This window comes from Plantibacter sp. CFBP 13570 (assembly GCF_014841395.1).
GTDB lineage: Bacteria > Actinomycetota > Actinomycetes > Actinomycetales > Microbacteriaceae > Plantibacter > Plantibacter auratus.
This window is the reverse complement of the sequence record NZ_JACYTW010000005.1, coordinates 85,592-111,275: the sequence shown is the minus strand read 5'-3', so window position 1 is coordinate 111,275 and position 25,684 is coordinate 85,592. Positions and strand designations below refer to the sequence as shown.

The 25,684-nt window shown below is 66.3% G+C and carries 21 protein-coding genes; 9 read left to right on the top strand and 12 right to left on the bottom strand.

Translation table 11 applies throughout. The features are described from left to right. Positions 1–407, bottom strand: a 407-nt coding sequence (locus IFT89_RS03485; RefSeq protein ID WP_202938241.1) for an iron chelate uptake ABC transporter family permease subunit, incomplete at its 3' end; no start/stop codon positions are given. Positions 408–567: 160 nt separating this feature from the next. Further along, positions 568–1,347, bottom strand: a complete 780-nt coding sequence (locus tag IFT89_RS03480; protein WP_202938240.1) for an ABC transporter substrate-binding protein — start codon at positions 1,345–1,347, stop codon at positions 568–570. A gap of 445 nt (positions 1,348–1,792) precedes the next feature. Here IFT89_RS03480 and IFT89_RS03475 point away from each other — a divergent pair, with 445 nt between their 5' ends. Beyond that, complete coding sequence (locus IFT89_RS03475; protein WP_202938247.1) at positions 1,793–2,029, top strand: hypothetical protein; 237 nt, start codon at positions 1,793–1,795, stop codon at positions 2,027–2,029. Continuing rightward, on the top strand, positions 2,026–2,250 hold the full coding sequence (locus IFT89_RS03470; protein ID WP_307783412.1) for a helix-turn-helix transcriptional regulator: 225 nt from the start codon (positions 2,026–2,028) through the stop codon (positions 2,248–2,250). Before IFT89_RS03475 ends, IFT89_RS03470 begins: the two co-directional genes overlap by 4 nt. 794 nt (positions 2,251–3,044) lie before the next feature. On the opposite strand, the gene IFT89_RS03465 is transcribed toward IFT89_RS03470, so the two are convergent. Both IFT89_RS03465 and IFT89_RS03460 read right to left on the bottom strand, forming a co-directional pair. Beyond that, entirely contained in the window at positions 3,045–3,680 is a 636-nt protein-coding gene (locus IFT89_RS03465) for a hypothetical protein (protein ID WP_202938238.1), read from the bottom strand. Positions 3,681–3,802: 122 nt separating this feature from the next. After that, complete coding sequence (locus IFT89_RS03460) at positions 3,803–3,976, bottom strand: hypothetical protein (protein WP_202938237.1); 174 nt, start codon at positions 3,974–3,976, stop codon at positions 3,803–3,805. Between the two features lie 888 nt (positions 3,977–4,864). On the opposite strand from IFT89_RS03460, the gene IFT89_RS03455 reads away from it, so the two are divergent. Next, on the top strand, positions 4,865–6,496 hold the full coding sequence (locus IFT89_RS03455; RefSeq protein ID WP_202938236.1) for a sigma-70 family RNA polymerase sigma factor: 1,632 nt from the start codon (positions 4,865–4,867) through the stop codon (positions 6,494–6,496). Between the two features lie 253 nt (positions 6,497–6,749). Here the strand turns inward: IFT89_RS03455 and IFT89_RS03450 are convergent, their stop codons facing one another. The 3 genes from IFT89_RS03450 to IFT89_RS03440 form a co-directional block, all read right to left on the bottom strand. Beyond that, positions 6,750–7,382 (bottom strand): class F sortase, encoded by a 633-nt coding sequence (locus IFT89_RS03450; protein WP_202938235.1) that lies wholly within the window; start codon positions 7,380–7,382, stop codon positions 6,750–6,752. 3 nt (positions 7,383–7,385) lie between these two features. After that, positions 7,386–12,440, bottom strand: coding sequence for a beta strand repeat-containing protein (locus tag IFT89_RS03445; protein ID WP_213014150.1), 5,055 nt, complete (start codon positions 12,438–12,440; stop codon positions 7,386–7,388). An 830-nt stretch (positions 12,441–13,270) separates the two neighbouring features. Beyond that, positions 13,271–13,942 carry a sigma-70 family RNA polymerase sigma factor gene (locus IFT89_RS03440; protein ID WP_213014149.1) on the bottom strand — a complete coding sequence of 224 codons (672 nt, stop codon included), beginning with the start codon at positions 13,940–13,942 and terminating at the stop codon, positions 13,271–13,273. Positions 13,943–15,135: 1,193 nt separating this feature from the next. On the opposite strand from IFT89_RS03440, the gene IFT89_RS03435 reads away from it, so the two are divergent. Further along, positions 15,136–15,642, top strand: a complete 507-nt coding sequence (locus IFT89_RS03435; RefSeq protein WP_202938232.1) for a DUF6301 family protein — start codon at positions 15,136–15,138, stop codon at positions 15,640–15,642. A 22-nt stretch (positions 15,643–15,664) separates the two neighbouring features. Here the strand turns inward: IFT89_RS03435 and IFT89_RS03430 are convergent, their stop codons facing one another. Further along, a complete protein-coding gene (locus IFT89_RS03430) occupies positions 15,665–17,089 on the bottom strand; it encodes an MFS transporter (RefSeq protein ID WP_202938231.1) in 1,425 nt (474 codons plus the stop codon). 173 nt (positions 17,090–17,262) lie between these two features. On the opposite strand from IFT89_RS03430, the gene IFT89_RS03425 reads away from it, so the two are divergent. After that, complete coding sequence (locus tag IFT89_RS03425; protein WP_202938230.1) at positions 17,263–18,132, top strand: helix-turn-helix transcriptional regulator; 870 nt, start codon at positions 17,263–17,265, stop codon at positions 18,130–18,132. Positions 18,133–18,149: 17 nt separating this feature from the next. Beyond that, positions 18,150–19,118, top strand: a complete 969-nt coding sequence (locus IFT89_RS03420; RefSeq protein ID WP_202938229.1) for an aldo/keto reductase — start codon at positions 18,150–18,152, stop codon at positions 19,116–19,118. Between the two features lie 73 nt (positions 19,119–19,191). Here IFT89_RS03420 and IFT89_RS03415 read toward each other — a convergent pair whose 3' ends face one another. Further along, positions 19,192–20,199, bottom strand: coding sequence for a hypothetical protein (locus tag IFT89_RS03415; protein ID WP_202938228.1), 1,008 nt, complete (start codon positions 20,197–20,199; stop codon positions 19,192–19,194). A gap of 167 nt (positions 20,200–20,366) precedes the next feature. Here IFT89_RS03415 and IFT89_RS03410 point away from each other — a divergent pair, with 167 nt between their 5' ends. Beyond that, on the top strand, positions 20,367–21,041 hold the full coding sequence (locus tag IFT89_RS03410) for a suppressor of fused domain protein (RefSeq protein ID WP_194645408.1): 675 nt from the start codon (positions 20,367–20,369) through the stop codon (positions 21,039–21,041). An 18-nt stretch (positions 21,042–21,059) separates the two neighbouring features. Here the strand turns inward: IFT89_RS03410 and IFT89_RS03405 are convergent, their stop codons facing one another. After that, the gene (locus tag IFT89_RS03405) at positions 21,060–21,614 is read right to left on the bottom strand and encodes a GNAT family N-acetyltransferase (protein WP_307783410.1); all 555 of its coding nucleotides are present in this window, start codon (positions 21,612–21,614) and stop codon (positions 21,060–21,062) included. Between the two features lie 115 nt (positions 21,615–21,729). Here IFT89_RS03405 and IFT89_RS03400 point away from each other — a divergent pair, with 115 nt between their 5' ends. After that, the gene (locus tag IFT89_RS03400; RefSeq protein WP_202938226.1) at positions 21,730–22,242 is read left to right on the top strand and encodes a hypothetical protein; all 513 of its coding nucleotides are present in this window, start codon (positions 21,730–21,732) and stop codon (positions 22,240–22,242) included. 15 nt (positions 22,243–22,257) lie between these two features. On the opposite strand, the gene IFT89_RS03395 is transcribed toward IFT89_RS03400, so the two are convergent. Next, on the bottom strand, positions 22,258–23,373 hold the full coding sequence (locus IFT89_RS03395) for a hypothetical protein (protein WP_202938225.1): 1,116 nt from the start codon (positions 23,371–23,373) through the stop codon (positions 22,258–22,260). Between the two features lie 94 nt (positions 23,374–23,467). On the opposite strand from IFT89_RS03395, the gene IFT89_RS03390 reads away from it, so the two are divergent. Continuing rightward, entirely contained in the window at positions 23,468–24,097 is a 630-nt protein-coding gene (locus IFT89_RS03390; RefSeq protein ID WP_202938224.1) for an isochorismatase family protein, read from the top strand. Between the two features lie 14 nt (positions 24,098–24,111). On the opposite strand, the gene IFT89_RS03385 is transcribed toward IFT89_RS03390, so the two are convergent. Continuing rightward, positions 24,112–25,620, bottom strand: coding sequence for an ABC transporter substrate-binding protein (locus IFT89_RS03385; RefSeq protein ID WP_202938223.1), 1,509 nt, complete (start codon positions 25,618–25,620; stop codon positions 24,112–24,114). Positions 25,621–25,684 lie beyond the last annotated feature (64 nt).

Here is a 25,684-nt window from a genome sequence, read left to right as displayed (position 1 = left end):
AGCACGGCCCCAAGGGCAACACCCGACAGCGTCATGCGCACCGGGTTGCCGCGGGCCGAGCCGGTGTTGCCGATCATGAAGACCAGCACTGAGGTGATCATCGCGCCCGCGAACGACCACCACATGTATTGGGAGATGTCCGTCATCCCGAAGAATGCCAGTCCCACAACGACCGCTAGCGATGCGCCCGCGTTCACCCCGAGGATGCCGGGGTCGGTCATCGGGTTGCGGGTGACAGCCTGCATCAGGGCCCCGGCGACGCCGAGGGCTGCGCCCGCGATGAGCACGAGGACCGTGCGCGGCACGCGGGAGAGCCAGACCGTCTGCGAGATGGCGTCGGCGGGGTCGGGGTGGAAGAGCACGTGCACCACATCGGCTGGCGGAAGGCTGCGCGAACCGACGAGCATGCTGGCTGCGAGCGCCGCGAGACATAGGAGCGCCAGCGGGATCAGTCCGATCCACCGCCGTCGGCTCGAATTGCTCGCTGCCGACGCACGCGGGTCCGCCCCGGACAGGGAAGTGTTCGGAGCGGACACGGATGCCGTGGGCTGCGAGGGCATCGGAAGGTCAGGAGACCTTGGTCGACAAGGAGACGAGCGCGGCGACGTCGTTCAGCCACGCCGCGTAGGTCGAGGCGGTCATTGCACCTTTCGAGCTCCAGGCACCCAACTGGTCGGCCTGCACGGCGGGAAGCGCGTCCCACAGTTCGGAGCTGAACGAGAAGTCTTCGCTGTAGCCCTCGACGAGCAGGATGTCGGCGGGGTAGGTCGAGGCATCCTCCCACGCGACCTGGCCCCACGGGTTGCCGGTCTTGGGAGCGTCGGCGCCGACGATGGTGGCGCCGAGCTCCTCGAGCAGTTCAGCTTGCGCGAAGCCGACGCCGGTGTAGAGCATCTCCTTGGCGGGGCTCGTGAGCATCAGGTTCAGTTTCTTATCGGTGATGGCATCGCTGAATGCTTCCTTCGCCTGCTCAAGGTCTTCGTCGGACTGGACAATCGCATCGGAGGCCACGTCGCCGCCGAAGAAGTCGGCGATCTCGCGGGTGTCGGCGATGCGCCCTTCGATCGTCTCGCTACTCGGCAGCGGCACGAACGGCGCGACGCGGGTGATCTGCGCATTGACGTCTTCGTCGAACCAATTCCAGCCGTCGGCCGTGCCCTGGCCGATGATGGCGTCGGGTCGCAGTTTGGCGAGCTTCTCGACATCGATCTCTCCGTCGGTGCCGACGACCTCGATGTTGGAGATGTCGGCATCGCCCATCACGAAAGGGTTGTCGCATTCGTATCCGAAGAGAGCGACGGGCTCGACGCCATACTCGTGCAGCGAGCTGTATGCGTAGCAGTCCATGACGATGTTCTTCGGTTGCGCGTCGAAGTCGATCGCGAGGCCGTCGATCGAGGGGTGCTCGAGGGTGAAGCCGCCGCCGCTGCCGGCGGACTGTTCGGGGGCGGCTCCCGTCGAGGCACAGGAGGCGAGCAGCAGGGCGGACGTGGCGACGAGGACAGCGAGGGAGGACCGGCGGAGCACAGCGAAGACCAATCTTTCGGCGGGAGGGGAGCGCTTCGACTGTAGCAAAGATGAAGTTAGGATAGGTATACCTAACCAAATCTTGGTCGGCCCTGGAGCTTTGGACCTGCTTCTAGACGGTGACCCCTGCCTCATGCGTCTGGCGTTTTGTGATCACCCGACCCGAGCGGATTCGGCGGTGGTGAATGAGGTACGCCGGGCAAGTGTGGAGTACCTCGCCACGTTCTTGGCGTAACGAGGACTGCTCCGGTAAGACGTCGGCTCAATGGCGGCAACGACGGTGCGTGCCTCGCTCCGTGTCGACACGGAGGGAGTGGAGCGCCAGGATGCGGCGCGAGCATCGATGGTGGCGGTTCTGGTCGTCGTGGTCGCGGGGTTCGGGTATTCGCTGCTGGAGGCATTTGCTGATCTGCTATGGCTGACGGCTGCAGTGCCCGCTGCTGCCACGGCGCTGGTGTGGGTCGTCGCGTTCAGCTGGGGCGCCTGGGCGGTGGGGAAGTGACTGAGAACCGGTTGCCGGTTCTCGGTGCTGAGCGCCGTTGGAGCCAGGCAGAGTTGGCGGGCCGGATCAACGTGTCCCGCCAGACGGTGGTGTCGCTCGAGAACGGGCGGTATGAACCGACCTTGAAGATCGCGATGCGCTTGTCGGCGGTGTTCGGACGAACCATCGAGGACATTTTCAAGCCCGACCCCGACGACATTGCGCTCGTGCGACCCGAATAGTCTGCGTTGGTCAGCCGTTCTGCGCTGCGCTGCGCGCCCTAGGTCGGCCGCGTCCCCGATTTTCAGGGCCAGTCGTCCAAGCACGAGCGAGACCGACCGTCCCGACGACGACGCTGAGTATGACCGGGACCGCCCACGCGCCGAATCGTCCGCCCGCGGAATAGTAGAGACCTGGAAGCGCGGTGAACGCACCGCCGCCCACCAGGGTCAGTGCGCCGATCGGCGCGGGTGAGGCCCAGAGGACGAGTCGTGTCGAGGCTGGACTCAGGTAGTGCCGCGCCGGACTCCAGACGGCGGCCAGGGCGCACGCCATTCCGACGGGAAACAGTAGGAAGAGCCACCGTGGCGCCGGCAACGGCAGCAACCTGCGACCTGCTCGATCCGGTCTGCGTTCTCGGGAAGAGACGCGCGACTGGGTGTCCCCGATGCGAGAGCGAGCACGAGATTGAGAGTCGAACGTCTGGGGGCCGGTGTCGTCGACGGGCTCATTCCTCATCATTCGCAGGACGACGGCGAGGATGATCGCGAGGAATCCCGCGGAGAGCGGACCACCGGCAGCAGCGATCACAATCGCTGTGGTCTCGCCGACGGACAGCGCGACGAGGATGGCCACGATGACACAAGCTGTCGCCACGGTCGCGAACGTCCACCACGTGATGCGCTCTGGCCGCACCTGTTCGGGGCGCTTGGTCTCCCACCGCTGCCGACAGGCCTTGACGTCCGTGTCGGGATCCGGGGCCCACTCCTCCCGTAGCTCCGCGTTGAGCCGTCGATGTCGTCGGCGTCGACGGCAACTATAGGAGCTGGTCGACCGTGTGAGCGGCGGAGGCGAGCCTTGTGATGACTACGTCGACCGAGAGTGGCTGTTCAGATTCGAGCTCGAGAAATATCGCTTGGTTGACCGTCGCGGACAGGACCACCGCCTCGTCTGGCTCTATGGTCAACCGTGACTCGAGCAGTTTGTCTCGTAGCTCAAGAGATACCCCGTCAGCGAGCGAGGCTTTGGCGGCTGGGTCGGCGAGTGCCGTCTGATAGACCGCGCGATACCGCTCGATGTGGGCGACGACGGATGTTACAAGTGTTCTCAATGAGGGTGGTGCGCTGTTGGTCTCGTCAGCGAGTACACGTTCTCGCAGGCGGAGCGCCATGAGCGCCTGGAGGAAGCCGATGACTGAGACCGCGTGGGCATAGAAGGTGGCACGGTTGATTTCCGCCCGTGCGGCTACGACTGCGACTGAGAGCGTTGATGCGGGTTGGACCGCTGCAAGTTCCAGGACCGCATTGGCGATAGCGGCCTGGCTGAGTCGCCGGCGCGCATCTCTCCATCGGGGAAGCGGTGCGCCGTAGGGTCTACCTTCGCTCCCGGCGTCAGTCCGAAGTGCGCTGTCCTCTCTGCTTGGGAGGCTCGGGTCTGCTCTGCGACTGATCATGCATTGCCTTTCAGGAAGCTCTGCCCGGAGTCCCGTGTCTACGCACAAGCAGCCGGGGGATAGTTAAGACGGACGATGCGCCGGTTCATGACAACGGTCCGTCTGAGGTCACGGCGTGGCGGTCAGCCGGAGTTGCTGAGCAGGATGGCGGCCGCAAGACAGGCGAGCGTGGCAGAGGCACCCGTGAAGACTCCGCCGAGCACGACAACGGCGAGAATGTTGCCCGCGATCAACGCAACGAACGCACGAGGACGCTCTCCCCGGGCGTGGCTCTTGGTCGCGAGGTCGCTGAGCATTGCGGCCTCGAGCCTCCGAGATGCGCGCCAAGCTACGGCGCGCTTTGCGGTTACGGCGGGGTTGCGGTCAGGCATCGTCTGCCCCGTTCCCGAACACGTTCGGTCGACCGGCAGCTTCCCATTCTGTGTAGCTGTGTTCGCATGCGACCGCGCACCAGCACGGCACACGGACTGTCTCTTGCATTCGGGTGGTGACGAACACTTCGAAGTGCAGCGCTCCCGACAGGATCGGATCCGGTTGCGGAGTCAGCGGTAGGGGTGGCATGTGAGTCCTCAGTTCGTGCAGCGGTGTCGGTGCCTCAGACGCACGGGGGCGTCTTCCATGACGCCGAACCGAACACGCTGCGGCCCCTCTCGTCTGCCGGCGGAGTACCTGCCTCCTCAGCAATGGGGGCCTACCACCTACCAGCGGTGTTGCAAATTACGAGCAGATGACCCCAATGTGGGACCAGGCGCTGGAAATGAGTGTGGACAATTTCACTTTGGCTCTGGCGAAGTTTGAGGGCTCAACGCGCGAAGCTTGTCGTATCTGTGCAGCGAGTAAGTGGCGGCCTCAACCCTGGAAATCTCGTGTCAGGAGCGATTCTCTGGTTCGCGGAACGACTCGCGAATGGCATGCCACTGCCCGACGAGCTCAAGGTGTGTACCGTGCGCTCCGCGAAAGAACTTCGCCACCATCCGGACTGCGGCGGGTGCCGAGCCGATCTCGAGTATTTCCGCTCCGTGACAGTCAGGATGGGCCGATGACGGCGGACAGCTGTTGGGCGCTCCCGAGACGAAAACCGAAGCGTTTTCGAACAGTCGTCACGAAACGTGTCCGAACACGTCTGTGTCATGGGCGCGGTGGCGGTTGCCGCTCCCGTTTCAAGTACCCGTCCGGAGTGTCTGATGTTGAACCACGAAGCTGACCTGAGCGCAGTATCTGACGCTGACCTGGTGCAGGCGGCACGCGATGGGCAGAGTATGGCGTACGCGGAGCTCTGGCGGCGCTATGCCAGTTCGGGCCGCGCCGCGGCGCGATCGTTCACCACCAGCTACGACCCGGACGATCTTGTCTCTGAAGCGTTTGTGCGAATTCTCCGTTCAATCCGAAACGGCGGCGGCCCAACGACAGCGTTCCGGGCATACCTCGTCACCACGATCCGGAACGTCGCGATCTCCTGGCATCGCGCTAAGACTGCCGACTCCCTCGAGGATGCCGATCTCCTGCCTGATCCGACCACCGAAGATGCTGCTCTGATGACCACCATCGACAAGGGACTGGTGGCGGAAGCCTTCAGCGCTCTTCCGGAACGATGGCAGCAGGTCCTCTGGTACTCCGAGATGGAGGGGCTGAAGCCACGTCAGATCGCCCCGCTGCTCGAGATGACGGCGAACTCGGTTTCCGCCCTCGCGGTCCGCGCCAGGGAGGGTCTCCGCAATGCCTGGATTCAAGCGCACGTTGGTAAGGCGGATGTTTCCCCGGAACATGCTCAGACGATCGGCAATCTCGGCGCCTACACCCGAGGGAAGCTGGGGAAGCGCGAAACCGCTGCAGTTGAGAAACACCTCGCATCGTGTGCGTCGTGTACGGTCGTCGCTTCCGAAGCGAACCGTGTCGCGTCGGTCCTCCCGTGGGCGCTGCTGCCGCTGATCGGTGGGTCGACCATCGCCTCCTGGTTCGCCGCACCCGCCCCGGCAAGCGCACACACCATTCCCGAACGACACAATCGAACGGTCATCCTGCTCGCAGCGCTAGCGCTCGTGGTCATCGGGGCCGGGACATACGCCGTCGATGCGATCACTGGAGCCCCGTCAACACCAGCCGGATCTCGGACGGTGGGCGACGATGGGGAAACTGGAACCGCACGGCCCACCGAGCCCGTTCGAACATCTGCCCCGACACCGGCGCCGACTCCGTCTCCCAGCCCATCCAACGCCCCATCCACTCCCGGGACGACACCGTCAGCCGACCCCGGTCCAGACAGCGGCGAGGCGCTGGCCCCGGTCATCAGCAGTATCGACACTGGCGCGGGTGCGCAGGCGGGCTTGTGGTATCCGATCGTGTCGGGGACCGCTACGCCTGGTGCAACGGTGACGGTCGGCAATGGTGATGGTGCGCCCGTGAGCGTTATCGCCGGTTCGGACGGAGTGTGGTTGACCGGGCAGCTCACTGGGTTCCGTGATGGTGCGGGCGAGGTCACCGCGTCCCAGATAACCCCCGAGGGAATCCAATCTGCAGTGACAAGCGGCACCTTCTCGCTCTCCGCGCCGGCTGTCCAGACGACCATCACCGGAGCACCCCCCGGCGCCGACGGCACCGCCAGGTTCACCGTCACCGCGTCCGGCCCAGCTCGCTCGACGGTGCAGGTGTCCACAACCGGTGCCGGCTCCTGGGACGTCGTTACGACTGCGGATGGACGATTCCGGTGGGAGCAGCAGTACTCCTGGGGAGAGCCCGGATCACACACCGTGCTGTTTCGGAACACCTCCGGCGAACGCTTCGGCCCGCCTCGAGCAGCCACCATCACTGTTCCATAACCACCGGCTCACCTCGCCGCATCCTTCCGACTCGTCGATGTCCGAGTTCGACTGGACGGATGCGCGGCGCATGCCGAGAAACTCAGCAGTGAGCGGGTCGGGGATCGAGACTGGTCACCACACGAAGAATGGCGGGCGGTACGAACCCGATGTCGTACCGCCCGCCTGGACTGAGAATCAGCCCGCCGCGACCGCAGAACCCGATGACTGCGGTCGCGGGGTGAAGCCCTCATCAGCATCTTGTCGGATGCTCCTACTGCTCCCGTTCAGCGGTGATGATGAGGTTGTCTGTGGATGGTGCCCCGTCGGGGCGTTGGAGACAGGTGATGACGACCAGTGTGTTCGGGGTGCCAGCCCAGATCTCACTCGAGGGAAGCTGATCTTTCGAGAGGTGCTGGCTGCCAGTCACCCGGTAGGCCACATCGTCGACGTCGATCGTGTCGCCAGCGACCAGACGCGCTTTCTCTTGCTCGACGTCGATGAGCGCGTTCCCGGGACCGTTGCCGCCGTTGCGCAGTGAGTGCATAACGACGTACACGGTTCCCAGGCCCGCTTCCTTCGGGGTGACACCGTAGTTCCTGATGAGGTAGGCGGAGGTGAACCCTGGCGGTGTCACCACGCCGTCGACAGCGTCGAGGGACCCGACGGGGACATCGAGGCCGACAGTGGACGCCACGAACCGGCCGCTGCCATCGGGCACCGCTGACGCGGCCGGATTCGGGACGGCGTCCGCTTCGTAGATGACAGGGTTGCCGTTCAAGTCCTTGGGACCCGGGGTGAACGCTCCGGTGGCGGCGAGGATCCCGGTCGTGAGCGCGAGTGCGGCGAGTGCGCCGCCGGCGATGAACCACCGTCGGCGCACTCGAGTGTCGATCTGTCGTTCCAACGCCTAGCTCCGCGCCTGTCGGCGGGAGAACGACCAGGCCGCACCCAACGCGATCATGAGCGCGAGCACCGCAGCACCGAATCCGCCCAGCCCGGTGACGCCGGCTGAGCTGCTGCCGCCGGTGTGGACGAGGAGTCCGGGCGGCACATCAGTGGTGGTTGTGCACGCACCCACCGAACAGGACCCACCGGGCCCGGTTGGCACGACCGCGTTCACGACCTTCCGGTCACCGGTGTCCGGGCTGTTGACCGTCACCGAGTACGTCACCGTGACGGCCTGACCGACCGCCAGCGGACCCGACCACGACAGGTTCGGCGCTGTGAAGGCTGCCGCACCTGCCGTGGCCGTGACGTCGCCGTTGTAGCTGGCGTCATCCAGCACCTGGGTCAGCGTGTCTCGGAACGATGCCGGTGCCGCGTCGGTGTAGGAGACGCTCCCGGTGTTGGTGACGGTCACCGTGTAGGTGATCGTCGAGCCCTGCACTGCGGACGTCGTCGACGCCTGCTTCGCCACTGAGTATGATCCGGCGGGTACCGTGCTCGTGCAGTTCGGGTCCCCGACGCCTTCAACACAGTTCGAGCCGGGCACGTTGGAGACGACGGTGTTCGCGAGGATCTTGTCGCCGGTGTCCGGGTCGTTCACCGTCACTGTGTAGCTGATGGTCACGGTCGTGCCGACTGCAACTGGACCAGCCCAGGTGAGGGTCGGTGCGGTGTAGATGATCGCGCCGCCGGTTGCGTTGGCGTCGCCGTTGTAGTCGGCGTCGTCGAGGACCGCCGACAGATCGTCGGTGAACGTTGCCGGCGCGTCGGTGGTGTAATCCACCTGCCCGGTGTTCGTCGCGGTGATCGTGTACGTCACCGTCGCACCCGGCACGACCTCGGTCGTGTCAGCGGTCTTCGTGAATGCGATCGACTGGACCGGTGTGTTCGTCACACACCCGCCCTCGGTCGCACACGCCCCACCAGGACCGGTCGGAGTGACCGCGTTCGTGAGCACGTTGTCGCCGGTGTTCGGCTGCTTCACCGTCACCGAATACGTCACCGTGACCGTTTCGCCGACCGGCAGAGCGCCAGACCACGACAGGGTCGGCGTGGTGAAGGACACCACGCCGGTGTCGTCGGACGCTGCGGCGTCGCCGTTGTAAGTGGCGTCGTCGAGCACCGCGGTGAGGTCGTCCGAGAACGATGCCGGCTTGTCGGTGGTGTACGCGACCTGACCGGTGTTGGTGACGGTCACGGTGTAGCTGAGTGACGAACCAGGCGTCACCGACTCGGACGACGCGGTCTTCTCTACAAAGAACGACCCGGAGGGGAGCTCCACGACACAAGCCGGATCGGTGCTACCGGCCGGGCAGTTGCCGCCAGGTGCTTCCGACACGACGGTGTTCTCGAGTCGGGAGTCACCCGTGTCGGGGCTGTTCACCGTCACCGTGTAGGTGATAGTGATCGTGGTTCCAACGGCGACCGGACCCGACCAGGAGAGCGTCGGTGCGGTGTAGATGATTGCGCCGCCGGTTGCGCTGGCGTCGCCGTTGTAGTCGGCGTCGTCGAGGACCGCCGACAGGTCGTCGGTGAACGTTGCCGGTGCGTCGGTGGTGTAATCCACCTGCCCGGTGTTCGTCGCGGTGATCGTGTACGTCACCGTCGCACCCGGCACGACCTCGGTCGTGTCAGCGGTCTTCGTGAATGCGATCGACTGGACCGGTGTGTTCGTCACACACCCGCCCTCGGTCGCACACGCCCCACCAGGACCGGTCGGAGTGACCGCGTTCGTGAGCACGTTGTCGCCGGTGTTCGGCTGCTTCACCGTCACCGAATACGTCACCGTGACCGTTTCGCCGATCGGCAGAGCGCCCGACCACGACAGGGTGTTGCCGGAGAGAGTTGCCCCGGCCGTCGCGTCGTCGTTGTACGTGGCGTCGTCGAGGACCGCCGACAGGTCGTCCGAGAACGATGCCGGGGCCTCGGCCGTATATGCGATCTGACCGGTGTTGGTGACGGTCACGGTGTAGGTGAGCACAGAACCGGGCGTCACGGTCGATGCCGATGCCGTCTTATCGACCGTGAAGGACTGGACCTGCGTGGTCGTCGTGCAACCGCCTTCGGTCGTGCAGGTACCGCTTGGAGCCGTCGGCGTCACCGTGTTCGTCAGGGTCTTATCTCCCGTCCCTGCAGCGTTGACGGTGACCGTGTACGTGACGCTGACCGGTGAACCGACGTCCAGCGGTCCTGACCATGACAGGGTTGGCGACGTGAAGCTCACATTGCCGCTAGTCGCCGTCGTGTCGTCGTTGTACGTGGCGTCGTCGAGGACTGCGGACAGGTCGTCCGAGAACGACGCGGGCGCGTCAGTCGTGTATGCCGCAGTGCCGGTGTTCGTCACGGTGACCGTGTAGGTCACGACCGTACCTGGGGTAGCGGTTTGGGTCGACGCGGTCTTCTCCACCGTGTAGGAACGCACGTTCGTTGTGGTCGTGCAGTCCCCTGCGGTCGGGCAACGGCCGCCTGGGCTGGTGGGGACGACGGTGTTCGTGAGGGTCTTGTCGCCCGTATCGGGGTTGTTGACGGTCACCGAGTAGGTGACGACCACGCTCTGACCGACCGGAAGGGCCCCGGACCACGCCAGCGTGTTTCCGGACACAGTGGCACCAGCGGATGCGTCGTCGTTGTACGTGGCATCGTCGAGGACAGCGGTGAGGTCGTCGGAGAAGGACGCGGGGTCCGTCTCCGTGTAGGCCTGTTCACCGGTGTTCGTGACGGTCACGGTGTACGTGACGATGTCGCCAGGATTCACCACGCCCGTCGAGGCAGCCTTTTGGACCGTGTAGGAGCCGGAGGGGATCTGGACGATGCACGCAGGGTCGGTGTTTCCGGTCGGGCAGTTGTTGCCCGGCGTCGTCGAGGTCACTGCGTTATCGATCTGGGAATCGCCCGACGGCGGGTCGTTGACAGTGACCGAGTAGGTGACCGTGACCGTCTCGCCTGCGGCGATCGGTCCGGACCAGGACAGGGTCGGGCTGGTAAAGGACAACGCTCCTGCGGTTGCGGTCGCGTTGTCGTCCCAGCTTGCGTCGTCGAGCACGGCGGTGAGGTCGTCAGAGAACGACGCGGGATCGGCGGCGGTGTAGTCCACGGCGCCCGTGTTCTGCACCGTCACCGTGTAGGCGATCGTCTGGCCCGGAACGACATCGCTTTGGTCGGCGACCTTTGAAATGCGAAGTGCCTGCACCGGGGTGGTTGTCGTGCATCCGCCAGGCGTGGCACACGTGCCTCCGGTGCCAGTCGGGGTCACCGCATTGATGAGGTTCGCGTTGCCTTGACCGGGGGTCTTGGGAATGACGGAGTAGGTGATGGTCCGTGTTTGTCCGACCGCGAGTGTGCCGGCCCACGACAAGGTGTTCCCAGTGATGGTTGCGCCCTCAGTGGCGTCGTTGGCATAGGTTGCGTCGTCGAGGACGTCGGTCAGATCGTCGGTGAATGACGCGGGGTTGTTGCTCGTGTACGCGCGAGCTCCCGTGTTCTGCACTGTCACGGTGTAGGTGAGCGTGGCGCCCGCAACTGTTGTGGGTGTGGACGCCGACTTGGTGACGGTGTACGCCTGTGTTAGGGCCGCATTCGAGAAAGTGCATGTCACTGCTTGTCCTCGGCCACCTACGGACGGGGGCGGCGAGTAGGTGAAGGATGCGCCGTCGCCCGAACTGATGACAGCTCCAGCCGTGTTGAGGCACTGCCAGGTGGTGGAGTAGTCGGTGAGCGAAGCGCCGGACGATGCGGTCTCGGAGACGGGGTAAGACTCGCCGGGCGCCACCACTACGGTTCCCGCTCGTTGGTCCTGGACGCCCGTCGATGTTCCGGTTGTGGTCGCTGTGACTGGAGTCTGCAAGCCGCCGATACTCATGGCGAACTGGTCAGCTGCTTGTGCCCGGCTGACGATGTTCTTCTGCACCGTCAGGGTGTTCGGTGAGGAGCAGGATGCGAAGTCGACTGGTCGGCCAGGGATCGGCGCTCCGGAACGATCGATGACGTCACCCGTAGTGGAGTTGAGCTGGGTGATTTGCGGGGAGGCGATCTGGCCCAGATAGAGGTTTCCGTTTGACCCGAACGCCAAGGATCCGATGGCATTGTCGTTTGCAAGCAGGTTGGGCGTGATGAGGACTGGAACGAGGGAGGCGTTGCCTGCAGCGCTTGGCACCGGGCCGGTCCAACGGTACAAGGAGTGCCCGTTCGATGTCGTATTGGCGGTGAAGAACCCGATTCCATTTGAGTCGAAAGCGAAATCGGAGATGTTGGTTCCGTTCATGCCGGCCGCTGTCCCCGAGAACGATGCGACAAGGCCAATCCATGAGTTGGTGGTCGGATTGAACGCGTAGAGCGACGGCGTGGTTCCGTAAGTGAGGATGTAGTAGTAACCGTTCTGCGGGTTCACTGCGCCGCCGATGATTGACCCGGAGATATTTGCCAAAACAGGGAACGCTTGCACCGCCCCGGTCGTGACGTCCATGCGGTAGACGAAGTTACCGGTGGTCTGGTCCGCCGCGAACAGCGTTGTTCCATCCGATGAGAGCGCCAGTGCGTTGTAGCGAGCGGTGCCGTTCGCGCCGAGATCACCGACCGTTGTGCTGACTGCTGCGTTAGCGGCCTGGCCGCTCGATCCCAACGCGATTTGTAGGACGTTACCCGAGTCCCAGTCGACTGAGTAGATCGTATTCGTGCATGAGACTGTTGCTGCTCGCGCGGTCGGGGCGGCAATCATCTGAAACGCTGAGAGCAAAGAGACCAGCAGCATCATGACGAGCATCATGCCGATTGTCCGGATCGAGGGAGCGTGTAGACGGACTTCACGCGCCGCCGGATAGTGCACGAGTCGAGCGAAACCGCGCGAGGCGCCTAGTCTCTCATCGGCTACTCGCCGTCGGATCGCAGTCGGAGTATCGCTCCGAAAGAGGTGGAAGCTGTTCATCGGGTCCTCTCGAGGCCAGGTGGCTATCAGGTTCAGAGCTCTTCGGATAACCGCAACGCATAACAAGCGCTGATGACGGCAACTCGTGAAGCCCACCAGTTCAGACGACGATGACCCCGTTTTGTGACGCCTGTGCGCGACGCACTTTCGTAAAGCGGATAGTCGCCGCCAACGATGCACCAGATGCGGCGGCGGTGGTCGCCGCTCGAACGCCGTCACGATTCGCCCCCGTCACCGTCTACAGAGCTACCTACACGAAGGATCGCGGCACCACGCAGCGACGGAGACCGAACCATGAGCATCCCTGATACCGAGAACCCAACCGTAAGAGACCCAGCGCTGGTGCAGGCCGGAGATCGAGTCATCGTGGCTTCGAGGCTGATCAGTCGCACTCGACTGCTCGTGGGTGAAGTCGTGCGCTCAGGAAGCCAGCTCCATATCGGGGGCCTCTTGCTCCGCGATGATCTCTCTGGACCCAACCGGTACGTCCGAATCATCGCCCACGAGCCAGGCGCAGTGCTTCCCCTCCTTGGACCCGTCGATTCTGATTGACAACTGTGCGGGACAGCGAGCACAACTCATCGCCGAGCTAATGGGGCCGAGCGCGCGAGTGCAACTTGGGGCACCGACCGTGACCAGACTGCGGAGAGACCAGCGGGTGGTGACAACGAGTTTGAGAGATGGAACCTGCCGGTGGGCACGGGTGCGGGCATCAGCAGTGGGCCGCCGATGACCGCTAGATACTTCGTGGGAATCGGCTGACATCGAGTCGTCGATGTTTCTACTGGCATACGAGACGCACTCAACTGGGAGGTGTTCCGGACCTCGTCCCCGAAACGAGCGATTATGCGACAGTCAGTCGTCCGATCACTTGGCCTTTGCGTCGAGCCGGAGAGGTGAGCGGCCGTCGTCTGGGTCTCTACTTCTCACTCCGCGACGGTCCTGAGTGCGTTGAATTCGTCAACGTGTTCCTGACAGGTCTTGCAACTGTACAGATGGTTGGCTGCGTGTCTGGGGAGAGTCGCGGCTCTGGTGGAGATCCGCCTGGCATGGCGCTGACATTCAGTGTCTCCTCGCATGAGGAGGAGCCGAAGTGTTTCATTGCCGAGCGCTCGGCGGGCGCGGTGCGCTGCTGTGGCTATGAGGGCTGCGCGGGTGCCGAATTCCGAGGCGAGATCTCTGGGTGGGCGGCCGTGGACGGCTGTCTCGACAAGAATGCGCTGTTGCTCGCTGGAGAGGCCGAGGAATGCTTGACGGACAAGGGCGGCGTCGCCGCCGATCTCGATTCGGTGGCGGAGTGTGTCGTCGTGGTGGGTAAGCAGCGGTTCTTGCGCCGTGTCGTGGGGGTCTAGGTAAATTTCGCGTGCGCGAGCTGAGCGGTAGTGGTCGATGGCGAGGTTCTTCGCCGAACGCAGTACATAGGCGGTCGGGTGTTCTGGTGTTTGCTCGCCGGCCGCGAGACGTTCAGCCAAGCGCAGGGTCGCTTCAGCAATGAGGTCTTCGGGGTCGAGATGGCCGCAGTGCGGCCGTAGCAGCGCGATCAATCTGTTTCGCTGAGCTGCGAGCTGAGTGAGCACCGTAGAAATGCAATTCGTCATGATCCCCCCCCGGGTATCAATCGGGTCTCGTCAGTGAGGCCCAGATGGGGGGTATTCGGAGTGCGTGGAGAGGTGGATTGGGTCGGCCATCGTCGTCTGGGAGCGGGGGCATTCGGGCCGCGCCACCCGCGAGCCCATGGCGGCTCGATTCGTCAGTGCCTAGGTGTGTTTCACGATTCCCGTTGCGGAGCCCGAACCCCGCACTTCATGTGACGCGCCGAGTGCTCTTTCCCGACGGGCAGGATCTCCACGCTGTCACGGTCGCGGTTCGAGCAAGGCGACGTCACGAACGACTGTCGACGTGGTCTACATCTGCGACCTTCCATCTCTACCCAAAGGAGTTATGTTGCCTGCTATCTCGTCCTTTGACGACTCTCCCGAACCCATCGCCATGCCATGGGTTGATCCGATGCTGTTCGGCGCCCTGCACTTCGAGCTCTTCGCGACGACGAAGTCGAGGGAGACAGTGAGGCTGCCGTGCTGGTGTGCGGTCGACGGGGACCACACTTATCTGGAGTGGGAGGCTGCGGGGCGCCCGGATGTGTTCGGGGGAGTGGCTGAGCGCGCTTCCGCGGGCACCCTCGACGGTTGGCGACGTCGACGGGCCTGAGACGTCCCGTAATGGGCACCCTGGCATCCCACACTGAGGACGATCCGTTCGCCTAACCGGCGATAGGGATCGCAAAACGCACAGACCCTCGACCGAGGGGAAGGCTCCGCCCGTTTTTAGGAAGTCTCGGACCCAGAGGCGTGTCCGCGCGCGGGACAGTGCAGCAAGGCCTCTCCGGGATGCTGCGGTACGAGCCCAGCCGGAAGGATTTGCCATTGATCACGGGCGGCTTGCGCCAGGGTGACCGACCGTTGGAGAACACCCGCGCGTTCGGATCCAGCGGGAAGTCTTCGCCCAAGGGCGACTACTTCGACGGCATGCTCGATGGACCAGTGGATGTTGTCCAACATCCTCTGAGCCAGGTGATGCCACCGCCTCGGTCAGAGCGACAGGCAGCACGTCATCTAGCCAAGGCTAAATTTCGAAGTTGAGTGGGATTTCAAGGGTTCGATTCCCTTCGGCGGCTCCATCAGCTTCACTCGGCCGTTGCCCTGGATTCTCCAGGTCAGCAGCTGTTCTGGTTTTCGGGGCGTCTCGTCCGCCGCCGCCGAATCCGGTGCGGAGTCAGCCGTAGGATGACCGGATGGATGCACTCGCCAGAGCTACGGACGCACAGATCGGTGCAGTCTGCGAAGCCTTCACGTCGGTGTCGTGGCCGCTCGGTCGCGACGACTTCACGGCACTCGCGGAGCGTCTCGGGTGGCAGCTCAAACTGGAGACGTCGAGCGGTGTCCAACACCGTTCCGGGTATCCGGTGAACCTGCCGACCGTTCGTTCGCTCGTCGCAGCTGAAGCGATCGCCCAGGTCGTGATCGCTGTCTCCGACAAGAGCGACGACCCCGGCGCGCTGCGGAGTGCCGCTCAGGCGCTGCAGTCGGCGCTGAGCGGGCACCTTGGTCAGCCCGCCGGATCCCAGGGCGGAGACCCTCACTGGGAACTGGCGAACGGCGGCAGGATCTGGCTCAAGACGGTGCCCAAGAAGGTGCTGCTCGTCGTCGAAGGGCAGCGGTTCGCCGACGTGGAGCGGGCCGAGGAGCGGCTGGGCATCGACCCCGGCCGCACGCCGGGCATCGATGACGACACTGACTGAACCCGTCAGGTCGACTGCGGCGTCATGACGACCCGTCCGCCGGCCTGATGAACACGCTCGCGATCGCGGTGAGGAGGATGAGCCCCGCGGCGATGACGAGGCTGAGTTGCAGCCCGGCGATGAAGCCCCTCGAGCCGGTGAGGAGCGCCCCGAAGACCGCGATGGCGACCGCACCGCCGAGTTGGCGGAAGGTGTTGAACACCGCGCTCGCGGTGCCGGCGCGCGATGCCGGGACGCTGGCGAGCACGACGGAAGTCACCGGCGGCATCGCCACGGAGCCTCCCGCGGCGGTGAAGCACGCGAAGACACCCACCCAGATCGGCGACCCCAGGTGCGCGGTGGCGACGGTGCCGACGAGCCCGACCACCATGAGGAGCAACCCCGCCACGATCGGGACGCGCACCCCGAACCGGTTGGCGATGGTGCCACTGACGATGTTGCCGACGACGGCGAAGAGGGCCGACGGGAGGAACACCAGGCCCGCGAGCAGCGGCGGCAGCTGGAGCTGCTGCTGCAGGAACAGACTCAGGACGAACACCGTCCCGAAGTTGCTCACCATGAACGCGAATCCGACGGCGAGGGCGATGCGCATGCCGATCGATCGGAACAGATCCAACGGCATCATCGGGTGCGCGCTCCTGGCCTGGATGACGAGGAAGCCGACGATGCCGACCAGCGCGACGCCGAGGCTTGCGACCACGACGGGACTGCCGAACCCGTCCGCCCCGCCCTCGATGAGTCCGAACACCAACGCCGTCGACGCGATGAGCCAGACGAACTGTCCGGCCCAGTCGAACGGCTCGGGCCGTGACGGGGACGACGCGACCGTCCTGAGCAGCAGGAGCATCATGATGCAGACGGGCAGGTTGATCGCGAACACCAGTCGCCAGTCGAGCGTCGTCAACGCGCCACCGAGGACCGGCCCGAGTGCGGTGGCGACCGCGCCGCCGACCGCCCAGACACCCAGCGCGCGAGCGCGCTCGCGAGCTCCTGGGAACGCCTCACGGATGAGCGCCATGGACGCCGGCAGCATCAACGCCGCTCCGGCACCCTGCAGGGCTCGAGCGGCGATGAGGACACCGATCGACGGGGCCTCCGCACACGCGATCGACGTGACGAGGAAGACGGTGATGCCGACGCCGAACGCCCGCTTCGCACCGAACCGCTCCGAGAGGTTGCCGGCGAGGAGCAGGAGGGCCGCGAACAGCACCGTGTAGGCGTCGATCACCCACTGCAGGGATGCCGTCGTTCCGCCGAGGTCTCGCGCGATGCTGGTGAGCGCGATGGTGACGATGAGGATGTCGAGGGTGATCAGGAAGAACCCGAGCGCAGCCAGCAGCAGCGTCAGGCGTTGTCGCGGCTTCCGGCCTGCACGGTCGGCGAGGCCATCGTCCGAGGTCGGTGATGACACGCGGTGTGCTGCCGCGTTCCCGTGGTCGATCTGCATCCCTCGATCACACACCACCGGCGACGAAGCAGGGATACTCCGCCAGGGCACGTCTCGGGGCGGCGCGAGCACGGGAGACGCTGCGTGCCTGCCCGGACGGCCTCCACGAGGTCGAGGATGGGTGTCCTGCGGGAACACCCCAGCGCCGGAGGCCGCGTCATATCGTTGTCGGCATGGACAATCGAGACGAGGTGCGCGAGTTCCTGACGACTCGCAGGGACCGACTCGCGCCCGAGCAGGTGGAGCTGCCTGGCGGGACAAACCGACGCGTCCCGGGGCTGCGCCGCACCGAGGTCGCGATGCTCGCCGGAGTGAGCGTCGAGTACTACTCGCGTCTCGAGCGCGGGAACCTCTCGGGGGTGTCGGAGGCGGTCCTCGACGCGATCGGCTCCGCGCTGCGGTTGGACGACGCGGAGCGCTCCCACCTCGTGGACCTCGCTCGGGCGGCGAACGAATCGCCGATCCGGGCACGCCGACGGTCTGCGCCGGCCGGCGTGCGGCCCGGTATGCAACTCGCCCTCGACTCCATCACCGCAGGCCCGGCGTTCGTCCGGAACGGCCGCATGGACGTCCTTGCGGAGAACGCGCTCTTCCGCGCGCTGTACGCCGACCTCTACGCGCTCCCGGAGCGCCCGGTGAACCTGGCTCGGTTCGTGTTCCTGCACCGCGACCTCGCGGAGGCGTTCTACCCGAGCTGGTCGACCTCGGCCGACATCAACGTCGCGATCCTCCGCACCGAGGCAGGGCGCAACCCGCACGATCGGGCACTGCAGGACCTGGTGGGTGAGTTGTCCACGCGCAGCGAGGAGTTCCGCGTCCGTTGGGGCGCGCACAACGTCCGCCATCACACGTCCGGCGAGAAGGTGTTCCATCACCCGGTCGTCGGCGAGCTCCGCATGATCTACGAGGCGATGGAGCCGATGGACCAGCCCGGCCTGAACTTCTTGATCTACAGCGCCGAACCCGGCTCACCGAGCGAGGAGTCACTCAAACTCCTCGCCAGCTGGGCGGCCACCTCCGAACACCCCTCGCCCCACCACTGAAGCAAGGAGCACCGACCATGGAGTACACCCGCCTCGGAGCGACCGGCCTCCGCGTCAGCCGCCTCGCACTCGGTTGCATGACCTACGGCGATCCGAACCGCGGACTCCACCGTTGGACCCTGGACGAAGCGGCGTCCGCGCCGTTCTTCCGGCAGGCGGTCGAGCTGGGGATCACGTTCTGGGACACCGCGAACGTCTACCAACAGGGCAGCGGTGAGGAGTACGTCGGACGCGCTATCACGCGGTTCAGCCGCCGTGAGGACATCGTCCTCGCGACGAAGGTCTCGGGGAGGATGCATGACGGGCCCGGGGGATCGGGACTCTCCCGAACGGCCATCCTCGAACAGGTCGACGCGTCGTTGCGACGACTCGGGACCGACCACATCGATGTGTACTACGTCCACCGTTTCGACGAGGAGACCCCGGTCGAGGAGACGATGCGAGCGCTCGACGACATCGTCCGCGCGGGGAAGGTGCGCTACCTCGGCGCCTCCTCCATGTACGCCTGGCAGTTCGCGAAGCTGCAGACGGCCGCAGCGGTGGGCGGGCTGACGCCCTTCGTCGCGATGGAGAACCAGTACAACCTGCTGAAACGCGAAGAGGAACGGGAGATGATCCCGATGTGCGCGGACACCGGAGTCGGCCTCACGCCCTACTCGCCGAACGGCAAAGGACGACTCGCTCGGCCGCGCGGCGCAGCCACGGACCGCTCGAACATCGACGAGGTGGCGAAGGCGTTCGACACGGACGCCGACGGCCCGATCATCGACGCCGTCGAGGAGATCGCGGTCGAGCGAGGCATCCCGATGGCGCAGGTCGCACTGGCCTGGGTCCTGCGGAACCCGACGGTCGCAGCTCCCATCATCGGTGCCACCAAACCGGCACACCTCACGGATGCCGCCGCCGCGCTCGACGTGCAGCTGACGGACGACGAGGTCGCCAGGCTCGAATCCCCCTACGTGACGCAAGCGCCCTTCTGGTGGTGAGCGCCGTTCGGCCCGGGTGCCGGTGAGGGGGGGGCATCAGCTGATCCCGTCTGGTCGACTGCGGCGGTGCCGCTCAGAGCGTCGTGATCCGCAGGGTGCTCGCGTACCCGTCGACAAGCGCAACCGACTGCTTCCAGTAGGCGTCCTCGATCGCGGCGTCGACCTTCGCCTCCACGCTGCCGTGTCCGTCAGGCAGCAGGAGCAGGACGGTGCCTCGGCGGGTGCTGGCAACGGCTTGGGCACCCGGACTCGACTGGACGACACTGTCGATCAGCCGACTCACGAGATCGTTCGCGTGCGCCACGCCGTAGGCGTCTTTGACCACGGTCAGATCGACGATCTCGATGGAGTGGACCACGGAACCCGGGTGGTCACGATGGAGTGCCCAGAGCCGACGGACCGTCGTGAAGCAACCGGGTCCTCCGCTTGCCCGCCGGCTGGAGAGCTCTTCGATTCGCAGGAACACCAGGACCAACGTGGTGACGACGACGAACACCAGGTTGATCACCGTCGTGATCTCGGTGTTGAAATACCGCTCGAACACACCGCCACGGGGACCCTGGAGACCGAAAACGACGGCCCGCGCACCGCTGTAGGACGCGTGAAGTGCGTGCACGATGGTCATCGCCCAGCTCACTCGGAACGACCCGAAGAGACCCCTCCGCGATTCGACAGCGGTCAGCACGGCGAAGAGGCTCAGGCTCAGCAGTTTCGGGACGACCCCCGCCCAGTTCGGACCTCGGGACTCGGGCAGGAACGTCAGGATCATGACGATCAGCACCACCGTGACGACCAGCCAGAACCGGATCCGTCGGCCGTTGAACGCCTGGCAGCCCAGCCAGACGAATCCGACAGCGCCGACCATGGCGCCGTTCCCCAACGCCACGACCAGGGGCGGATGCCCCAGCCCCGTCGCGGCGAGGTAGGAAGCGGTGCACAGGACGGCGAGCATCGAGGCGGTGAGCCAGAGGTTGATGTACCGCCCGGAGAGCGACCGACGGCTGTCGACGACGAACAACAGTGCGCACGACCCGGCGACCAGCACGGATACGGCGAGCAGCACGAGGGTCTCGGAATTCATCGGTCCTCCGCATCGTCGCGCCTACCGTTTCGCCAGCACTCTAGTCCTCCCGCAGCCTTCGCCGTCGAGGCCGGAGGGGCATCGCTCGCACGCTCACGGCAAGACAGCCGCGGGAACGGTCGATGGCCGCCGGCCGTCCGTCGACGACCGATGTCTACACTCGTCGCATGGGCTTCTTCCGACGCAAATCCCAGCAGCCACCGATGTCACCCGCCGCGAGCGAGCCGGAGCCCGCCAAGGCTGACGACCTCGACGACCTCGATGAGCGTGGATGGGACGCCGTCACGCAGGCGGTGTCGCAGCACTACCCGGGTGCCCGCGAGTTCCATGTCGCCTACTCGCCCGGACTGCACTTCGGGTCCGCCCTGCAGGGGTGTTCGGCGTTGCCGGGCCCCGACCATTGGTTCTACGTCACCTACGGGCTCACCGAACTGTGGGGCAAGGATTCCGACGATCCGACGACGAGCGGCTTCGGGTACGAGCTCACGATGCGCGTGCGCCGGTCGCCATCGGACGAGACGCCGCCCCAGTGGCCGTACCGCGCGCTGATCGTCCTCGCGCAGTACGTGCGGAGTGGGCCGCAGGAGCTGTGGCTGGGGGACCGGATCCGGCTCGCCAACGGCGTGACCGATGATCCCGACGGCGCCCTCACGACCCTTGCGGTCACCGCCGACCCGGTGGTGGCTCCCGTCGAGACGCCGAACGGCCGGGTCGCCTTCTGGCAGGCGGTCGCGCTGACCGACACCGATGTCGAGGAGGCGAAGCGGTCGACGACGGACGAGGTGCTGCAGCGTCTGGCGCTCGGCGACCCGCTCTTGATCATCGATCAGGAGCGCCGCTGAGTCGTCGGGCCATCTGCCTCAGCTGCGGTCGCTCGCCAACAGGCCGAAGACGACCGTGTCGGTCCACTCGCCCTTGCTCCACCAGTTCTGCCGGAGGTGGGCCTCGTGCCGCATGCCGACCCGCTCCGCGAGTCGCGCCGACGCCGTGTTCCGCCCGTCCAGCTGTGCAGCGACCCGGTGCATCCCCGGGGTGCTGAACGCAACGTCGAGTACAGCACCGACGGCCTCGCTCGCGAACCCCTTTCCGCCGTGCGCCGGGTCGAGGACCCAGCCGATCTCGGCGACGCCCCGCTCGTGGTCGGTGTACCAGAGCAGGACCTCGCCCACCGGCGCACCCTCGTGCTCGACGATGAGGGCGAGCGCACGCGCCGGGCTGTCCAGGCCGGTGCGCTGCAGCCGCTCGGCGCTCTTCGTCCGTGCGACCTCCTCCGTCCACGGCTCGTCGAGGAGGTAGGTGGCGACGTCCGGGCGCGAGTAGACCGTGAGCAACCAGGAGACGTCCGACGGTTCGTGCAGGCGGAGGACGAGTCGGTCGGTGGACAGCGGGAACGTCGTGGGAAGGGAGGTACTCACGTCGATCAACGATACGAGATCACGCTCCGGACCGCGCCGCGGACCTTCCGGACCGCGCGCGGGTGCGGCAACATGGATGGCGCCGACTCGCAGACCGATGAAGGGGACCTCGTTCATGACCGCACCGCACCGCAGCCGACTCGCCTTCGTCTGGGGCTCCGCCCTCCTCGTCGCCGGCCTCCTCGCGGGATGCTCTGCACCGTCCAGCGAGGATCGCGACTCCGCGACGCCGTCGTCGACCCCCACCGTTACTGCGACCGCCGACGTTGCGGATGGGCCCGCCGACTACACGGCGTTCTGCGCGGCCAACCGGGCGGCGGCGACCGCGAAGTCGGGCACCGTCGGCGAGGACCTCGAGGCCGTGCAGGCGCAGGTCACGACCATCCGCGACCTCCTGCCCCTGGACGGTGTGAGCGCCGAGGTCGCAGCCGGTGCCGAAGTCTTCGCGACGTCCGCTGAGGAGACCGCCGCGATCCTCGCCGAGTTCCCGGCCGACAGCCTCGTCTCCGACGTCGGGCTCGACCCGAGGTTCACCGAGTCGCAGGCCGTGCAGAGCGCCGCGACCGACCCGAACTGTCAGGCGTTCATCGCCTGGACCATCCAGACCTGCGGATTCGACACCGAGTGACCGCTCTGCCGGCCGTCACCGCGTCTGGGCGATGATCGCCTCGGCGACCGTCTGCGCGCCGTCGCCGGAGCTGACGGCGTAGAACGTCTCACCGACGGTGAGGTAGAGCGGCGACCGCGGACCGTCCATGCGGCGCGCGACGAGTGCCGACTCGCCGTCGACCGCGCCCTCGAGGGTGACCGGCTCGAGCGCCGCCGCCATGTCGGGCTGGGCTGCCAGCTCGTCGATGATCGTCGCGCCGTCGCGCACGACCAGGATGTCGGTGTACCCGAAGCCCTCTGCGAAGAGTTCGCAGCTGAACGCACCGACGCGGGCGCTCGCCGCATCCTCCAGGTCGCCGATCGGCTGGGCCCGTGGGTCGATGACGGTGTAGGTGGTGGTGGCCTCGCCGTACTGCAGTGCGGAGACGATCCCGGCCTCGTCCAGCCCGCCGTCGCAGGTCGCGTCGCCTTCGCGTGGCGCGAGCGCGGGCCAGGCGAGCTGAGCCTCGGAGGCGGGCTCCATCGTCGTGAAGGTGGTCTCCGCCGCCGTGGCGAGGTTGTCGAGGACCTCGCCCGACGGCGTGCCCTCGAACCGGCTGCCTGTGGAGGTCAGTCCGGAGGCGGTGATCGACAGCTCGACCCAGGCCGAGCCGACGGGCGCCGACACGCGCCATCCGGTTTCGCCCGACGAGGTGGTCGCCTCGACACCGGCGATCGTCCTCGTGTCCTCGGACGGTGTGTCGCCGGCGTAGGGCGGTGCCCAGTCGTCGGCAGCGCCCGGCAGGATCTCGATCGAGAGGTAGGCCCAGTCGCCCGCTCCGTCGCCGATCATCTGCTGTCCGGCACCCACCCGCCAGGAGCAGGCGAGGCCACCGGCCGCCGTCAGGACGGCCAGATCCACGGCGTCTGACGGTTGCACGGCCTCGACGACGTCCGCCGGTTCAGCGGCGAGGACGCCGGCGACCGTGTCGAGCGACGCGAGGTCGCTGCACGCGAGAAGATCGGCCGACGCCGGGGCGCTCGGTGCGTTGGAGGTCGGCGACGCGTTCGGTGTCGCGGACGACGCGCACGCCGACACTGACAGCACCACCATCACGGCGAGTCCCGCACTGATCCCGACCGACCGCATCCCCGCACCCCTGATCCCCATGCGCCGAGACTATCGGTGGCGCGCGTCGATCGCTTCCGAGGGAGGATGGAACCGGCGTCGTGCCGATGCCATCACCGAACCGAGGAGTTCCCCTGTGACCACGACCCGTCGCGCCCTGATCCTGATCGACGTCCAGCAGGAGTATTTCGCCGGTCCGCTCGCGATCCAGTACCCGCCGCGCGAGGAGTCGATCCTGCGGATCGCGACCGCCATCGACGCGGCGACGACGGCCGGGGTGCCCGTCGTGGTCGTCCAGCACTCATCCGGCAGCGGTGCACCGGTCTTCGACCCGGAAACGAGCGCCTTCGAGCTGCACCCCGAGGTCGTCCGCCGCGCGCAGCCGTCCTGGAAGGGCGTCGTGAAGCAGTACGGTTCGGTCTTCGCCGGGACGGACCTCGAAGCGTGGCTGCGCGAGCAGGGCGTGAACACCGTCACGCTCGTCGGGTACATGACGAACAACTGCGTCATCGCGTCCGCGGCGGGCGCCGAGGAACTCGGTATCGAGGTGGAAGTGCTCTCCGACGCGACCGGGGCCATCAACCTCGAGAACGGGGCCGGGTCCGTCGACGCGAAGACGGTGCACACGACCCTCATGGCGCTGCTCGACTCGAACTTCGCCGCGGTCGCGACGACGGAGGCGTGGATGCGGGCCCTCGCCGACCGGACACCGCTGCCGAAGGACGACCTGGTGTCCTCCGCCACGCGCACCGCCGAGCGCGACTAGCCTCCCGCCACCGATCAGTCGGTGACGGCGACGTCCCGGAGGTCGAGGTGCTCGCTGACGAAGTCGGTGGGGAAACCGGTGACGCCGTCGCGCACGACGGTGAGGGTGATCCCGGTGTAGAGCCAGTCTGCGGCGTGGTCCTTCGAGACCAGCGCTGCGGCTTCGCGGAGTCGTTCGTCGGCGACCTCGGGGTCGGTCGCAGCCCTGGCCTCGGCGACCAACGACTGCACCGTCGGGTTGTCGTAGCCGAAGTAATAGTCCGGGTCCGCCCAGTGCCGGATGTCGCGTGCCTCGACGTGGTTCACGAGACTGAGGTCGTAGTCGTGGTTCGTGTAGACGTCGTTCAACCACGTGGGGAACTCGACGCTGTCGACCGTGAGGGTGACGCCGATGGCCTTGAACTGCGACACCAGGACGTTGGTGGCGGCGGTGCCGTAGTGGTTCGGGACGGTGAGCGTGAGCGCGAGGTCCTCCTGGCCGGCCTGGGCGAGGAGCGCCTTCGCCGCCTCCGGGTCGTAGGTCACGACGTCGCTGAGGTCCTCGTAGCCGGGGTCGAGCTCCGGGATCGGTCCGTACTGCAGGGCCGCGGCGCCGCCGACCGCCTCGACGATCGCAGCGTGGTCGATGGCCGTGCGGAGCGCCTGCCGGACGAGGGGGTCGTCGAGCGGTGCGCGCTGGTTGTTGAAGGCGAGGGTGTACTTGTCGGTCGTCTTCCCCTCGACGATCGTCAGGCCGTCGGTACGAGCGACCTGGTCCCGCAGGTTCGCATCGATACCGATCTGCACGTCGACCTCGCCGGCGAGCGTCGCGTTGACGGCCGAGGACGAATCGGGGATGTAGCTGAAGACGACCTCCTTCACCTTCGGAGCGTCACCCCAGTAGTCGTCGTTCCGCTCGACGGTGATGCTGTCGCCCTGCTTCCAGGACGCGAGCGTGAACGGGCCGGTGCCGTTCGCCGTCGTCGACAGGTCGTTGTCGGCCCCGGCCTGGAGGACGAGCCCCGCGCGACCCGTCAGCGCCCACAGCAGGTCGGAGTCGGGGGAGCTGAGCTGCAGGCGGACGGTGCGGTCGTCGACCGCCGTGACGCTCTGGAGCTGTTCCAGGTCGAGGTGGTCGACGAACGCCGCGTTCTGTTGCACCTGCGTGAGCGAGTCGACCACGTCGGCGGCGGTCAGTGGAGCGCCGTCGTGGAAGGTCACGCCGTCGCGGAGGACGAAGGTGTAGGTGAGCCCGTCGGTGCTGACCTCGTGGCGTTCGGCGAGGGTGTCGACGATCTCGTTGTCCGGTGTGCGCGAGACCAGCCCCTGGTAGACGTTGTCGATGAGGACCTGCTCGAGTGCGACGCCGGAGGTCGTCCGGATGTTCAGGTCCGACGGCTCGAGGACGAGACCCACGCGGAGCGTCGCGTCGGTGTCCGCGGTGGGTGTCGTGGCTGGGCCCGCGCAGCCGGTGAGGGCGAGCAGGGAACCGGTGGCCGCGATCACGGCGGTGAGCAGGTGACGACGCAGTCGGTGACGGGGCATGGAGAACATTCTCGCGGATCCCGGCACCGGCCCGGTCCGGTGCCGATCGGAACAGCCCGAGCCT